Origin of the sequence: Ohtaekwangia koreensis (genome assembly GCF_900167975.1) — a bacterium.
Lineage (GTDB): Bacteria > Bacteroidota > Bacteroidia > Cytophagales > Cyclobacteriaceae > Ohtaekwangia > Ohtaekwangia koreensis.
Map to the genome: position 1 here is coordinate 920,993 of NZ_FUZU01000002.1, position 16,027 is coordinate 937,019.

The 16,027-nt window shown below is 40.5% G+C and carries 12 protein-coding genes; 7 read left to right on the forward strand and 5 right to left on the reverse strand.

The annotated features are described in order from the left end of the window. Positions 1-65: 65 nt before the first annotated feature. Positions 66-992, forward strand: coding sequence for a tRNA epoxyqueuosine(34) reductase QueG (gene queG / locus B5Y40_RS16950; RefSeq protein ID WP_079687966.1), 927 nt, complete (start codon positions 66-68; stop codon positions 990-992). 96 nt (positions 993-1,088) lie between these two features. Here the strand turns inward: queG and B5Y40_RS16955 are convergent, their stop codons facing one another. Then, positions 1,089-1,274, reverse strand: coding sequence for a hypothetical protein (locus B5Y40_RS16955; RefSeq protein ID WP_079687967.1), 186 nt, complete (start codon positions 1,272-1,274; stop codon positions 1,089-1,091). Between the two features lie 231 nt (positions 1,275-1,505). Here B5Y40_RS16955 and B5Y40_RS16960 point away from each other — a divergent pair, with 231 nt between their 5' ends. The 4 genes from B5Y40_RS16960 to B5Y40_RS16975 all read left to right on the forward strand — a co-directional run bounded on the left by B5Y40_RS16960 (position 1,506) and on the right by B5Y40_RS16975 (position 6,305). Then, positions 1,506-2,951, forward strand: a complete 1,446-nt coding sequence (locus B5Y40_RS16960) for a BatD family protein (RefSeq protein WP_079687968.1) — start codon at positions 1,506-1,508, stop codon at positions 2,949-2,951. Positions 2,952-3,015: 64 nt separating this feature from the next. Further along, positions 3,016-4,089, forward strand: a complete 1,074-nt coding sequence (gene aroC, locus B5Y40_RS16965; RefSeq protein WP_079687969.1) for a chorismate synthase — start codon at positions 3,016-3,018, stop codon at positions 4,087-4,089. A gap of 155 nt (positions 4,090-4,244) precedes the next feature. Then, the gene (locus B5Y40_RS16970; protein WP_079687970.1) at positions 4,245-5,642 is read left to right on the forward strand and encodes a dicarboxylate/amino acid:cation symporter; all 1,398 of its coding nucleotides are present in this window, start codon (positions 4,245-4,247) and stop codon (positions 5,640-5,642) included. A gap of 84 nt (positions 5,643-5,726) precedes the next feature. After that, complete coding sequence (locus B5Y40_RS16975; protein ID WP_079687971.1) at positions 5,727-6,305, forward strand: NifU family protein; 579 nt, start codon at positions 5,727-5,729, stop codon at positions 6,303-6,305. Between the two features lie 79 nt (positions 6,306-6,384). Here B5Y40_RS16975 and B5Y40_RS16980 read toward each other — a convergent pair whose 3' ends face one another. The 4 genes from B5Y40_RS16980 to rplU all read right to left on the reverse strand — a co-directional run bounded on the left by B5Y40_RS16980 (position 6,385) and on the right by rplU (position 12,022). Continuing rightward, a complete protein-coding gene (locus B5Y40_RS16980; protein WP_079687972.1) occupies positions 6,385-7,908 on the reverse strand; it encodes a RagB/SusD family nutrient uptake outer membrane protein in 1,524 nt (507 codons plus the stop codon). A gap of 17 nt (positions 7,909-7,925) precedes the next feature. After that, positions 7,926-11,069 carry a SusC/RagA family TonB-linked outer membrane protein gene (locus B5Y40_RS16985; RefSeq protein WP_079687973.1) on the reverse strand — a complete coding sequence of 1,048 codons (3,144 nt, stop codon included), beginning with the start codon at positions 11,067-11,069 and terminating at the stop codon, positions 7,926-7,928. A gap of 346 nt (positions 11,070-11,415) precedes the next feature. Further along, on the reverse strand, positions 11,416-11,685 hold the full coding sequence (gene rpmA, locus B5Y40_RS16990; protein WP_079687974.1) for a 50S ribosomal protein L27: 270 nt from the start codon (positions 11,683-11,685) through the stop codon (positions 11,416-11,418). A gap of 28 nt (positions 11,686-11,713) precedes the next feature. After that, positions 11,714-12,022, reverse strand: a complete 309-nt coding sequence (gene rplU / locus B5Y40_RS16995) for a 50S ribosomal protein L21 (RefSeq protein WP_079687975.1) — start codon at positions 12,020-12,022, stop codon at positions 11,714-11,716. 418 nt (positions 12,023-12,440) lie between these two features. Between rplU and B5Y40_RS17000 the strand changes: the two genes are divergently transcribed. Beyond that, positions 12,441-13,424: a ribonucleotide-diphosphate reductase subunit beta gene (locus B5Y40_RS17000; protein ID WP_079687976.1), complete on the forward strand. Its 984-nt coding sequence runs from the start codon at positions 12,441-12,443 to the stop codon at positions 13,422-13,424. 54 nt (positions 13,425-13,478) lie between these two features. Further along, positions 13,479-15,950 (forward strand): ribonucleoside-diphosphate reductase subunit alpha, encoded by a 2,472-nt coding sequence (locus tag B5Y40_RS17005; protein WP_079687977.1) that lies wholly within the window; start codon positions 13,479-13,481, stop codon positions 15,948-15,950. The last annotated feature ends 77 nt before the right edge of the window (positions 15,951-16,027 follow it).

Here is a 16,027-nt window from a genome sequence, read left to right on the forward strand (position 1 = left end):
ATAGCATTTAATGCAAACCTGCGAGGAAAAATTATTGAAGCACGTTTTGCGTTACCTTTGCAACCATGCAACCGGCACAGTATACTCATCTTGTAAAACATATAGCGGCAGAGCTGGGCTTTAGTTTTTGTGGAATTTCCAAAGCGGAATTTTTGCATGAGGAAGCTCCGCGTCTGGAGGCATGGTTGAAGCGAAGCTATCAAGGGAAGATGAGCTATCTGGAGAATCACTTCGATAAAAGGCTTGACCCTACATTACTGGTACCGGGCGCTAAATCTGTTGTCAGTCTGATCTATAATTACTTTCCCAAAGAAGATCTGGCAAAAGAAGGACAACTTAAAATTGCCAAGTACGCCTATGGAGAAGATTATCACTTTGTAGTCAAAGACAAGTTGAAGCTTTTTATGGAGCGTTTGCAACAACAGGTTGGTGAAGTGAACGGTCGCGCGTTTGTAGATTCTGCTCCGGTGATGGAACGGACATGGGCGAAGAAAAGTGGGCTAGGGTGGATCGGCAAAAATAGCTTGCTGCTCAACAGGCAGATGGGAAGCTTTTTCTTTCTCGCGGAATTGATCATCGATCTTGAACTGGAATACGATGGACCTGTAAAAGATTATTGTGGAACCTGTACTGCCTGTATAGATGCTTGTCCTACCGATGCTATAGCAGAACCTTATGTTGTTGATGGGAGCAAGTGTATATCTTACTTTACCATAGAGCTAAAGGAAGAGATACCCAATGATGTAAAGGGTAAATTTGAGAATTGGATTTTTGGATGTGATATATGCCAAGATGTTTGTCCGTGGAATAGTTTTTCAAAACCACATCACGAGCCCAGGTTTATGCCCGATGGCGATCTTGAAAAAATGTCGTTGAAGGATTGGAAAGAAATAACCGATGAAGTCTTTCAAAAGATCTTTCGTCACTCCCCAGTAAAGCGTACCAAGCTGGAAGGTTTAAAAAGAAATATACAGTTTATCAGGGAAGAATAGTCTTTGGAGATATATATGTATACTTGCTGGTCTTCAAAAAATAACCCCCGATTTTTAGGTCGGGGGTCAAAAGTTTTTGGTTAATGAGTTCTAATTCTAGGCAACCACAAAGCAACGGTTTAAAATAGCTTCATGTTCTGTCCCAAAGCTGGTATAGCACCAACGTTTGAGTTCATTTACTTCATCTGCTATCAACAGCTTGATAGCTTTTCGCAGCTCCTTCTCGAACAGAAGGGCATCGAAACTCACTTTTGTAAGAACAGTTTTCGCGTAATGCAGCATGGCAAAATTTGATAGTTAAAAAAATAGGTTTCCCTAACATATGTTAAGGTAAAAAATTATCTGAATATCCAAAAGAACAGGCCTTAACTTTTATTAAGGTGCCTAAAAGAAGGGTAGTTTTAAGGGCAGGTAAGCAGAAAAAATAAGCTTTTTACCGATTAACGTCCTCTTCTTAGATGCCATTTGATGTTTCAGTATTTTTGTAACGTTTAATTAGGATAAGGTTTTCATATGCGTATAAATATTTCGATAAAGGCGAGTTTAGGACTTTTAACAGGGTTTCTTTTATCAGCAACTGTATATGCACAATCGGTGCAGATTACACTGGGGCCTGACGAAGTGGGGGAGAACCAGGCTTGGACGATCACCATTACGGCACAGAATGATCGGCTAAAAAGCTATGATAATTTCCCGGAGATCAGTGGATTTAGAAAACGAGGTACATCTACGCAGTCGAGCACAAACATTATCAATGGACAAATCTCTTCATCACAAAGTGTGATCACAACGTACTTGCCAGTCAAGCAAGGAATTATTACAGTGCCCTCTTTTACAATGAAGGTAAATGACAAACCGATTAATGTACCTGGAAAAAAAGTAAAGGTTGGCCCTCCAGTGCAACAACAACGTGATCCTCTTCGCGACTTCTTTGATCGTCCGGATGATTTTTTTGGTAAAGGCGAACCGGAGTTTGTGGATATAAAAGAAGATGCCTTTCTCGCACTCACGACCAGTAAAGATGAAGTATATGTAGGAGAAGGATTCAATACTACGATCTCATTCTTTGTGGCAACAGAAAATCGCGCCCCTTTACAATTTTATGAACTCGGAAAGCAGATCACAGATATCCTTAAAAAAGTAAAACCTGTAAACTGCTGGGAAGAAAATTTCAACATTGAAAATATCGAGGGGGAGAGTATAACGATTAACGGGAAGGATTACACACAGTATAAAATTTATCAGGCAACACTATATCCTCTCAACACAGAGCCCGTTGTGTTCCCTGCTTTTGATATGCAGATGATCAAGTATAAGGTTGCAAAGAATCCTTCCTTCTTTGGTCAGAACAGAAAAGAAGACTTTAAAACATTCAGGAGTAAACCGAAACGTGTGAATGTAAAACCACTTCCCCCACACCCGTTAAAAGATGTTGTAGCAGTAGGTGATTATCATCTTGAGGAACGCATGCGTAACGTAGATATTGAGACTGGCAACAGTGCTCCGTATGAATTCAATATATATGGTGAAGGGAATATCTCTGCAATTGAGAAACCGTTGCTTAAGCGCGATGGGAATTTTGAGTTCTATGAACCCAACGTTCAGCAAAACATTACGCATCAAAAAAATCGCGTGACGGGTACGAAATCATTCAACTACTTTATGATTCCCAAAGAGCCGGGCCAGTATAAACTTGGAGATTACTTTCAATGGGTATACTTCAATCCCGCCAAGGCAAAATACGATACGTTGAAATCGAAGCTTACAGTATATGTTACAGGGGAGAGCAAGAAAAATGAAGCAATACAATCCAACGACCTTGGTAGCTTTTATGATAAGATCGACAATGCCGACAATACACTTCAGCCGGTAACAAATAACCAGTGGCAGAAATGGATCTTCAATGGATTCATTGTTGTAATGGTAGGCGCTGCTGTATTCCTGGTATTTAAGAAATGACATTGTCATAAAAAGAAGACGACCCTTACTTTAATTCACATCCATCTCCTATCTTCGACCCCGCATGAGCAATTCGTACGGAACCCTATTTAAGATTTCAACCTTCGGAGAATCACATGGCCCGGCTATCGGTGTCATTATCGATGGATGTCCTGCAGGTTTGTTGATTGATGAAACGTATATTCAATCAGAGCTTGATCGCAGAAAGCCAGGTCAATCCAAAATAACAACGCAACGTAAAGAAGATGATACGTTCAAAATACTCAGTGGTGTTTTCGAAGGTAAATCCACAGGAACTCCGATTGCAATCGTAATTGAAAATCAAGATCAGCGCAGTAAAGATTATAGCCATATAGCAGAAACATTTCGTCCATCGCATGCAGACTATACTTACGAAACCAAGTATGGTATACGTGATTATCGCGGTGGAGGAAGAAGCTCTGCACGGGAAACTGCGGCACGTGTTGCAGCCGGTGCTATAGCGAAGTTGCTGCTGAAGGAATATAGTATAGATATCCATGCGTATGTATCGGAAGTTGGTGAAATTAAAACGCCGCACTATACAACGCTTGACCTAAGCAAAACAGAAGATAATATAGTGCGTTGTCCGGATAGCGCTATAGCCGAGAAGATGATTGAGTTGATTGATGCTGTGCGGCTGGATCGCGATACCATCGGAGGAACCGTCACCTGTGTTGTAAAGAATACACCTGTAGGACTTGGTGAACCTGTATTTGATAAACTCCATGCAGAGCTCGGAAAGGCCATGCTAAGTATAAATGCAGTGAAGGGGTTTGAATACGGAAGTGGCTTTGAAGGTACAAAGCTGCGTGGCTCACAACACAACGATGAGTTTTACAACGAGGGCGGGAAGATTAAAACAAAAACAAATTTTTCCGGAGGTATTCAGGGTGGCATTTCCAATGGCGAGGATATTTACTTTAATGTTGCCTTCAAGCCCGTGGCCACTATTATGCAGGATCAGCCCAGTGTAGATAAACATGGTAACGAAACAACAGTAAGTGGTAAGGGAAGACATGATCCTTGTGTCGTTCCCCGTGCAGTTCCTATAGTGGAGGCTATGGCTGCGCTTGTGCTTGCAGATTTCCTGTTGCGTGCAAAAACCTCAAAGCTTTAAGATCTCAACGGCGGCATAACGTTTTTTATCAAACCGCTGTCCATCGGGATAAGAACAATTCGGACCGAAATCTTTTTCAAGTATATTGCGTCAACGTATGACCGTTAGCCTGTCATAGGCTTAAACCTACTTACTAATTTCGTTAAGAACGTATTATGGCTGAAATCAAACCTGAAAAGAAAAGCAAGCTCACACTATATATAATCATTGCTCTCTTCATTGGAATTGCCCTGGGCTTTATACTGAATAAAAGTTATGTGAACCAGGAAAATGAAGCCATTCAGGCTGCGGATGTAAAGATTGAAAGCTTCAATACGCAATTACAAAAAGCTACCGATAGCAGTGTATATAAAACACTCGCACAAGAAAAGAAACTGATAGCCAAACAACGAAGTGAAGTTCTGTCGGCACGAGATAAAAAGATGGAGCCCTTCTCACTTTTTGCAGATATTTTTCTGCGGCTGATTAAGATGATCGTTGCGCCGTTGGTACTCTGTACACTCATTGTTGGCGTTGCAAAATTAGGTGACATAAATTCAGTTGGTCGTATTGGAGGGAAGACGATGCTATGGTTTATCAGCGCATCACTCTTAAGCCTTCTGTTAGGGTTGATACTCGTAAATATATTTAAGCCAGGCATCGCGATGCATCTGCCCCTGCCTGACAGTAATGAGAGTGTAGTAGCACGCGTAGGATTTTCTGTAAAGGACTTTTTATATCACATGTTCCCTACCTCCATCATTGATGCCATGGCAAAAAATGAAATCCTTCAGATTGTAATTTTTGCATTGTTCTTTGGTGTTGCAACGGCAGCCATAGGCGAACAAGGTAAAATTGTGATTAAAGCGTTTGATGCCGCAGCACATGTTATACTGAAAGTTACCGGCTATGTTATGAACTTTGCACCACTCGCAGTTTTCGGAGCAATGACTGCTGTAGTTGCCAAGCAAGGATTAAGTATACTCAAGACGTACTCTCTTTTCATTGGTGAGTTTTATATAGGCCTATCGTTGTTATGGTTGTTATTAGGTGTTGCCGGTTTCCTGATCATAGGCAAACGTATCATAAATCTGATCAGACGCGTTAAGGAACCTGTGTTGTTGGCGTTCAGTACATCGAGCAGCGAAGCCGCGTTCCCAAAGACGATGGAGGAGTTGCAGAAGTTTGGTTGTAAAGATAAGATCGTAAGTTTTGTGCTCCCGCTGGGCTACTCTTTCAACCTGGACGGAAGCATGATGTATATGACATTCGCCTCGCTTTTTATAGCGCAGTCTTACAATATAGATTTACCTATAGGCACTCAGTTGAGTATGCTGTTGGTGTTGATGGTGACCAGCAAAGGTATTGCTGGCGTACCTCGCGCATCACTGGTTGTAATTGCAGGCACACTGGCTACATTCAATATTCCCGAAGCAGGTCTTGCATTATTGATAGGTATTGATCCGCTGCTTGATATGGGGCGTAGCGCCACAAATGTGATTGGAAACAGCATTGCTACTGCCGTTGTAAGCAAGTGGGAGAACGCGCTGGAAGCAGAGTCTCCCATTCCATAGGCAAACTCTTATCAATAGTATTGATAAGTCAGTACGTCATGAACTAAAAACCTGTAATTTTGTTGGCATAATAAACCAAAAATCATGTTACAGGCCGTTCCGAAAAATGTCCATATCTACCTGGAATCAAATCCAAATCCAAATTCTTTGAAGTTTGTGGTGAACGAGATGCTCGTGCCTGAGGCGATGAGCTTTGATTTCCCGGATGTAGAAAGCGCTGGTATTTCTCCGCTTGCGAAAGAACTGTTTTCATATCCGTTTGTAGATCGCGTTTTCTTCGCCAGTAATTTTGTTACCGTTACAAAGAAAGAAGATGTTGAGTGGCTTGAGATTCAGGGCACGTTAAAAGAGCATATTAAAAAATACCTCGAAGGCGGTAACTTCATCATTGAAGTAAAAGAAAATGATGGTGCTGCTCAAGAAGAAGAAACGGATACCATCAAAAAAATAAAAACCATTCTTGATGAATATATCCGCCCTGCGGTAGAACAAGATGGTGGTGCTATCACATATCATTCATTCAACGATGGCATTGTTAAAGTAAGATTACAAGGCTCCTGCAGCGGATGTCCTTCATCGATGGTAACATTAAAAGCAGGAATTGAAAACCTGTTTACGAGAATGATGCCTGGAGAAGTGAAATCTGTAGAGGCGTTGGGGTAGTATTACCCGAAGACGTTATAAATGAAATCCCGTCTGATAAATTATCAGACGGGATTTTTCATTCAATACTATTGTCCTATTAGTTCTTTTCTAAATCTTGATTCACAAATAACTCTGAAGATGGCATTGGCCATACATAGTTAGGATCACTTGGATTCACAGCAGAGATTGTGGATTTACCCGGAATAGGTGCGTTTAACCGCATGCAATCAATTGATCGCAATCCTTCACCTAAAAATTCAGCTCTTCTCTCTTTCAAAATCGCATTGATGAATTCAACGTAATCAGCAAAATCAGCGGCATCATAAGCTACACCTTTTGATCTTGTTCTTACTGCGTTCAGAAGTTCGAGTGCACGAGCATCAACAGACTCTGTTGATCTTACTCTTGCTTCAGCAAGGTTTAATAACACTTCAGCATAACGCATGATCGGCGAGCTATCTGTATAAGGTGATGCAGATGAGAACTTCGTCAGATAATATGTACTATCTGTAATAACCTGAGAAGAATTTCTGATATATACCTTAGTCGTTTGTTTTCTGCGATCATCAGCAAGGCTTAACGTAGCAGTGTCTCCTAAAATACCTTTGCGATTTAGATAGTACTCGCCATTTCCAGTGTTAGTAGAAGGCGTACCTGCAGACGCAGGTAGATAATAATATCCTAATTGATTTTGTGTTCCGGGAGGATCAAGCGTTGAAAAAGGAAGGGAAAATATACTTTCAGCACTTTGATATGGTGTAGCAAACACAGCGGCAAAAGTAGAAGACAACTGATGCGCTACACCGGTAGGTGCTTTAAAAGGCGCTGAAGCAGAGACAATTTTATCAGCTTCTGTAATTACATTGTCCCATTGATGCATAGTAAGATATACTCTTGTCTTGAAAGCAATGGCTGTATTCTTATGAGCACGATTAGGAGCGATAGCTCCAGTTCTGGTGGCTGGAAGTTTTTGCTCAGCAAAATCAAGATCTGCTAATATTTGAGTATATACTTCTGCAACGGTACTTCGTTTTAGGTTATTATTCTCAAAGTTAGCCTCAGCTTGTAAGCGTAAAGGCACACCAAGATCGCTGCCGTTAGAATTTACATACGGGCGTGCATACAATTGAAGCAAGCTATAGTATGAAACAGCTCTGAGAAACCTTGCTTCCGCACGATATTCATCAGCGGTTGTAGCAAATGTCGCAGGAAATATAGGAGGAACAAGTGTAGCAGCATTGTCATCTAATCCTTTCAGAAAAACGTTTATCTGATTAATGGCCTGATAAGCGGCAATCCATAAGTTATTAACCTCATTGGTCGATTCAACTAATGTGTGATTATATGTTTGAAGGCCTGTAACACCATTTGTTAGTCGGTTTATAAATTCTTCAGCACGAATATCGTTGTAAACGAGGTAGCGTGATCCCAGGAAGTTACCGTCTTTTACAAAATCATATAACCCGTTTACCTGTTGATCGATTCGAACAGGAGTATCAAAAACATCTTCTGATGGATAGCTGGTTTCAGGAGCCAGATCGAGCAAGTCAGTCTGGCAAGAAAAAAGTCCGCTGAAGGATATAGCTAAAAAGGTAAGTATAGATAATTTGTTCTTTTTCATAGTCGTAAAAATTATGGTTAGAAACCAATATTTAATCCCACGGTAAATGTTCTAGCCTGACCCACTGAGTTTCTATCTATACCAGGAGTAAGGTTAGCTTGACCGTTGGTAGAGATTTCCGGATCAATACCATCGTAACCTGTCAGCAGGAATGCATTTTGTACTTGTGCGTATACTCTTGCGTTGGCAATTTTTAATCTATCAAGAATGATCTTATTGAAAGAGTACCCAAGCGCGATATTACGAACTCGTAAAAAGTCACCCTTCTCTACATTTTCAGAAATAGGGAAAGAAGATCCATTTGATACGTTATCGGTATATACCAAGCGCGGAATTGTTCCACTTGTATTTTCAGGAGTCCAACGATTAAGAACATCAGTATGATTATTCCAGAAACGCATATCTCTTAAACCAGCCTTCGTTCCGTTATATATATAGTTGCCTCCGGAGAACTGAATGAAAATACCTAAATCAAAACTCTTGTATTTGAATGTATTGTCAAATCCACCGTACCAAGTAGGAATAGTAGGACCATATACTACACCATCGGTTCCTTGACTAGGCGCAGTAGTTATTGATCCGTCCGATACTTTAGTCCAACGTGAAGACGATGGAGCAGCATGATTGTATTGAACTTGCGTGCCGTCTTTCTTAACAAAGATACGTTGACCATTTACAGGGTTAACACCTGCTGTAGGGACAGCAAGTATACTTCCTATGGATTCTCCTACCTGCGTAACGTTTGCTGTTTCAAGACTTGATGTTGCCGATATAATTCTGGATTCATCTGAATCGAGTGCTGTAACTTCGTTTCTCTGAGTGGTGAGGTTGGCATTAATAACCCAGCTGAAAGTACCGTTGTTATAAGCAGTTGTTTTTAAACTGAGCTCAATTCCTTTATTTCTCATAGACCCGATGTTAGCCAGAAGTGTGTTTCTGTCTGCTGCGGTTGGGTTCGGAATTCCTTTCGATGGTGATTGAGGAACTTTTAAAATCAAGCCATCAACGGCATTGTTATACCATACAAATTCTCCTTGAATTCTATCCTGAAATAATCCGAAATTAACTCCTATATCTGTTTTCTTACTGGTTTCCCATGATAGGTTAAGTGCACCCACTTGCGAGTAAGAAATGGTATATGCAGATCCATAAAGAGCAGAATTATATAGATTGAGAGAAGCGTAGTCATCTATACCTTGATTGTTACCTACAGAGCCGTAGCTACCTTTGATCTTAAAGAAATTAAAGACAGATGAGAATGTTGATGCATTTTTCCAGAAGGATTCTTCAGATAGATTATAGCTTACAGACCCTCCGTAAAAGTTACCGTACTTGTTCCCTTTCGCAAAAGCTGAATAACCGTCTCTCCGGAAATTGAATGTTGCAAAATATTTCTTTTTGAAATCATAATTCAATCTTCCAAAATATGAAAGAAGATAGTTTTCACTCTGTAAGTTATTAGTAGGTATAATGTTTGCAAAATTTCCCTGGAATGTATCAAAGAAGTTATCAGAGGATGTAGTACGGTTGCTACCCCATCGATCTATTTTAGTATACTGTTGTTCTCCACCAACTAATAAAGAAAAGAAATGGCTGTCTGATAAATCGAAGTCATACTGTGCAGTGTTCTGCCAGTTCCAGCGTTTGTTTGTACGGTTTGTATTTGTAGCAGAACCTTTTGGTGTAAAGCCATCTCCGTTGAGCGGAGATTGGTAGCCCTTATCTTCAATTGTAAGGCGATCTATACCATATGTAGTACGCAAATTAAGTCCTTTAATCACTTCCCAGTTAGCATATACACTTCCTTGAATTTGACCTCCATCGGAAATGAAGTAATCGTTATCAAGTATAATCATTGGGTTATAAAAACCTGACTGTTCTGTGTTACTCATTTTACCAATGTTACCCCCATCTATACTATAGGTTCCATCAGCTAAATAGGGACCAACATTGGGTGCAGTTACTAACGGCAAACGTCCAAGACCACCAGTATTAAACGCCTGACCTGGCAACGAGCCTGTATTCGGAGCTTCATTTATACTGTTAGAATAATTCATGTTTACTCCAATACGAAAATTCTCATATACTTTATGGTCAACATTTAATCTCGCAACTGTTCTCTCAAATGAATTGTTTTTGATCATACCTTCCTGCGAAGTATAGCCTACAGACATATAGTATGACGTGAGATCTGTACCGCCAGAGAAATTTACGTTATGTGAATGCGAAACGCCTGTCCTATAAATAACATCATACCAATCAGTATCAATCAATTTACCATTCGCGTCATTAGTAGGAAAAAATGCAGCAGCCTGATTATTGTTTGCTCTTGCTTCATTTTTTATAGTCATGTACTGCTCAGCATTCAGCAAGTCAAACAGCTGAACGGGTTTTGACCAACCCACCCAGCCTTCGTAGTTTATTTTTGATTTTCCTTTAGTACCTCTCTTCGTGGTGATCAGAATTACACCGGCACTTGCTCTTGAACCGTAGATCGCACTGGCAGAAGCATCTTTAAGAATTTCGATACTTTCAATGTCACTGGGATTTAAGTTACCCAGAGGGTTGTTTGCAGCTGAGTTCGTGGAGTTGTCACCCGTAAAAGTTGGAATTCCATCAATGACTATTAACGGATATGAGCTAAGGTTAATTGAATTGACACCTCTGATGCGAATTACAGGAGCGTTATTCAAAACGCCATTTGGTGTTGTAATGTTTACACCAGCTGCTCTTCCTTGTAAGGCTTGATCGAAGCTTTGAACAGGCGCTGTTGAAATTTCAGCCCCATTAATCGAAGCAATTGACCCTGAGATTTCTTTTCTGGATTGAGTTCCATAACCAACTACAACAACTTCGCTTAATTGTGTAACATCAGATGAAAGCGGGACATCAATTACACTGCGATCGCCAATCTCTACTTCTTTTGTTTCTATCCCGATGAAGGTAAAAACTAAAGTGCCACCAGAAGCGGGTACTTCGATGGAGTATTTTCCATCTGCATCAGTAGCGACACCAGTAGAGGTGCCCTTTAAAATAACATTTACTCCCGGAAGGGTGGTTCCGTCTTCAGCAGAAGTAACTTTTCCAGTAACGGTCCTCTCTTGTGCCATCAATTGAAACGATAGGGCACACGAGAAGATAACGAGTAGAATCTTCCTCATAGTTTTAAGTTTAGGTTAATACGCCCTAAAATAAGGTATGAGGTATTGAAATAAAATAACTCTTTATTCGGTAGTTATAATTGATTCAACGGTTTGCGTTAAAAAACACAGAATAAAATTCTAAAAACAGTTTAAAAACAAGAGGAAAAAAAATAAAAGAGTAGTTTATCTGGCAAAACCATGTCTTAAATTTTTTTCTAATTTCTTAAAAGAGAGTGAGGATGAGCGGTTAATTATCGTGTATGATGTTGCAAAAAAAGAGTGATGCAACCCTAGGACTATGCGACAAATAAAAAACGCTTTCTCCCTATAGGAAGAAAGCGCTCTGAAATTTTTAAGTATCCGATTAAGCTTGTGCTATAACCGCAGGCTCTACTGATACAAAAGACTTATCAGCTTTACCTTTCTTGAAAACCACAACACCGTTTGTCAAAGCAAACAATGTGTGATCTTTTCCAATACCTACGTTTTTACCAGGATGGTGTTTTGTTCCACGCTGACGAACGATGATGTTTCCAGAAATTACTTTTTGACCACCGAATACCTTAATGCCAAGTCGTTTGCTTTCTGATTCGCGGCCGTTCTTTACTTTACCTTCGCCTTTTTTATGTGCCATGGTTCTGTGTCGTTAAAGGGTTTTTGAATTAACCAATGCTTTCGATTTGCACTTTGGTGTACTGCTGACGGTGGCCGTTCTTTACCACGTAGCCTTTTCTTCTTTTCTTTTTAAAGACAATCACTTTGTTGCCTTTTACGTGTTCAAGTATCTTACCAGATACTGTTAAACCACTTACAGTAGGGGCGCCAATTTGAATATCTCCACCGTTATCAACAAGAAGGATTTTGTCGAAGCTTACAGAAGCTCCTACTTCGCCTTCCATCTTTGGGGCATAGATATATTGGTCTTTAGCCACTTTGAACTGTTTGCCTGCAATGTCTACAATCGCGTACATAGCTTTTTAAAATTGGATTGCAAAGGTAGAAAAAGAATCTGGATATCAATCTGGTTGCTCCAATAATTTTCCAACTTCTACTTCCTTGCGTTGGTCGAAAATTTTTGAAAATTTTTAATTGATCGAAATTAACTCAAATCATACACGAAAATGGGCTTACTAACGGTTTATTTTACAGGAACTTATGTATCCACAATGCATCAACAAGTTATCCACATTTGTTGAAATCAGCTTAAAAATGGCGTTTTGTTTTTTAGAATGGTTCTACTTCTTTTGTACACTTAGTGCTGACCAAAGAACAGGTGTTCAGTCTGTGTCGTAAAGCAAAAAGAATTTATTAGAAAATGTAACAGGTGTTGGTATAAATACTGACGCCTCTTATGATATTTAGTTTAAACCCTAAAACCCCATTTATGCCATGAGCCAGCAGGAAGAGCCCATATTGAAAGAGAACAAAGATCGCTTTGTACTCTTTCCGATCAGACAACATGATATCTGGAGATTCTATAAACAGGCGGAAGCCAGTTTCTGGACAGCAGAGGAAATAGATCTGAGTCAAGACTTACGCGACTGGGCTGGCTTAAATGATGGTGAGAGACATTTTATAACGCACGTGCTTGCATTCTTTGCTGCCAGCGATGGCATTGTAAATGAAAATCTTGCAGAGCACTTTGTATCAGAGGTTCAATATACTGAGGCAAAATTTTTCTATGGCTTCCAAATCGCCATTGAGAATATTCACTCTGAAACATATTCTCTTTTGATAGACACGTATGTAAAGGATGCAAAAGAAAAAGATAAGCTCTTCAACGCCATTGAGACAATGGATTGCGTAAAGAAGAAAGCTGACTGGGCACTTCGTTGGATTGACAAAGGAAATTTTCAGGAAAGACTGATTGCTTTTGCTGCCGTGGAAGGAATTTTCTTCTCTGGTTCTTTCTGCTCTATCTTCTGGCTCAAGAAGCGCGGCCTTATGCCTGGACTTAGTTTTTCAAATGAGTTGATTTCACGTGATGAAGGATTGCACTGCGATTTTGCATGTCATCTATATACACAACACGTGGTGAACAAACTTCCAGAACAAACGATTATTGATATCATTAAAGATGCCGTTGAAATCGAAAAGGAATTTGTTACCGATGCTATACCTGTTAACCTGATCGGAATGAATGCCGAGCAGATGCGTCAGTATATAGAATTCGTTGCTGATCGTTTATTGAATGAACTTGTTGGCAAGAAAATTTACAATGCTACTAATCCTTTTGACTTTATGGAGATGATCTCGCTACGAGGAAAAACTAATTTCTTCGAGAAGCGTGTGGCGGAGTACCAGAAAGCAGGAGTGATGAAGAGTACTGAAAAAGAAAGCGCTCCGAAGTTTTCCCTTAACGAGGATTTTTAATTACATTCAAACACTTTTTTAACTTCTCCCACAAAAACAACCCTATATTCTGAGATGCTTGTATTAAAACGTGATGGACACAGAGAGTCAGTTAAGTTTGACAAAATCACCGCTCGTATTGAGAAACTCTGTTACGGATTAGATCCGAAGTTCGTCAATCCTGTAGAGCTGGCCATGAAGGTGATCAATGGCCTCTATGATGGTGTATCTACACAGGAGCTTGATAATCTGGCCGCAGAGATTGCTGCTACGATGACTACCAAACATCCTGACTTTGCAAAATTGGCAGCACGTATTGCTGTATCCAATTTACACAAGGTGACAAGCAAGTCGTTTTCAAATACTATGAAGCGACTGTATACATATGTGGATTCTAAGACTGGCCAGAATGCTCCGCTTATTTCAAAGGAAACCTATAAAGTAATAAAAGAACACGCTGCCGAACTGGATGAAGCCATCCTGTACGATCGCGATTTCAGTTACGATTACTTCGGTTTTAAAACATTAGAGCGTTCGTACCTGATGAAGGTGGAAGGCAAAACTGTGGAACGCCCGCAGCATATGTTAATGCGTGTGGCAGTAGGTATACACGGCGAAGATATTCCGGCTGCTATCGAAACGTATAATTTACTTTCCGAAAAGTGGTTCACACATGCTACGCCTACATTGTTTAATGCTGGTACACCGAAGCCTCAATTGTCTTCGTGCTTCCTGCTTACGATGAAGGACGACAGCATCGATGGTATATATGACACATTGAAGCAGTGCGCAAAAATTTCTCAGTCCGCGGGAGGTATAGGTCTGAGCATTCACAACGTACGTGCAAAAGGATCCTATATTAAAGGAACCGGTGGAACTTCAAATGGTGTTGTTCCAATGCTAAGAAATTTCGACATGACTGCACGTTATGTTGATCAGGGTGGTGGAAAACGTAAAGGAAGCTTTGCAATCTATCTTGAACCATGGCATGCTGATGTTTTCGAATTCCTTGATCTGAAAAAGAATCATGGTAAAGAGGAGATGCGCGCACGCGATCTTTTCTACGCAATGTGGATTCCGGATCTGTTCATGCAACGTGTAGAGAACAACGAGATGTGGTCTCTCTTCTGTCCAAACGAAGCGCCAGGGTTGGCTGAAGTTTGGGGTGAAGATTTCGAGCGTCTCTATGATAAATATGAAAAAGAAGGCAAGTTTCGCAAGCAGATAAAAGCTCAGGATCTGTGGTTCGAAATTCTTGAATCACAAATTGAAACAGGAACCCCATATATACTATATAAAGATGCTGCCAACAAAAAATCCAACCAGAAGAACCTGGGTACGATTAAGTCCAGCAACTTATGTACAGAAATTATACAGTATACATCTCCGGATGAAGTAGCGGTTTGTAATCTGGCATCTATAGCATTGCCAAAATTTGTTACAGAAGATGGCAAGTTCGATCATCAAAAACTTTATGAGATCACAAAAGTTGCTACGCGCAACCTCAATAAAGTAATTGATGTAAACTATTATCCGGTAGCAGAAGCGAAGACTTCAAACATGCGTCACAGACCAATCGGTTTGGGGGTGCAAGGTTTGGCGGATGCGTTTATCATGCTACGTATGCCATTTGACTCTGACGAAGCCCGCAAGCTGAACGCAGATATATTTGAGACCATCTACTTCGGTGCGATGGAAGCTTCCATGGAACTTTCAAAAGTTCTGGGTCCTTATGAAACGTTCAAGGGATCGCCAGTATCAAAAGGAATTTTCCAATTTGATATGTGGGGTGTTACCCCTGACAGCGGTCGCTGGAATTGGGAACAACTTAAACAAGATGTGAAGAAGCATGGTGTACGCAACTCATTGCTTGTTGCTCCAATGCCAACCGCTTCTACATCGCAGATACTTGGTAACAACGAATGTTTCGAACCTTATACTTCGAATATATATACCCGTAGAACATTGTCAGGAGAATTCATTATTGCAAACAAGCATTTAATGAGAGATCTGATGAGCCTTGGCTTATGGAGTGAATCCATGAGACAGAAACTCATCGCAGCAAACGGATCGGTTCAAAATATACCTGAAGTTCCGCAGAACATTAAAGACCTGTATAAGACCGTTTGGGAAATTTCACAGAAGTCAATCATTGACATGTCTGCTGATCGTGGTGCCTATATCTGCCAGTCACAGAGTCTTAACATTCACCTTACCAATCCGAACTTTGGTAAGCTTACTTCGATGCATTTCTATGCGTGGAAGAAAGGTCTTAAGACCGGTATGTACTACTTGCGTACAAACGCTGCTGCGGATGCAATTAAATTTACGCTTGACAAATCAGCGATTCAACAGGCAAATGCAGCTGAAGCAGCAGCGGCCATTGAACAAGGTGCTGTTACAACAGCAGATCCTGTTGGAGTAGTGGCAGCTGTGACATCTGATGCGCAACAGACTTCACTACAGTACGTGCAGTACGAACAGAAAATGTCTGATATGATGTGCTCACTGGATAATCCAGATGCATGTGAAGCTTGCGGAAGCTAAACAACAGTGACGTTTAAACTCTAAATAAAGAAGCCCGGTCAAATTGATCGGGCTTTGTTTTTATATACTATAAGGTT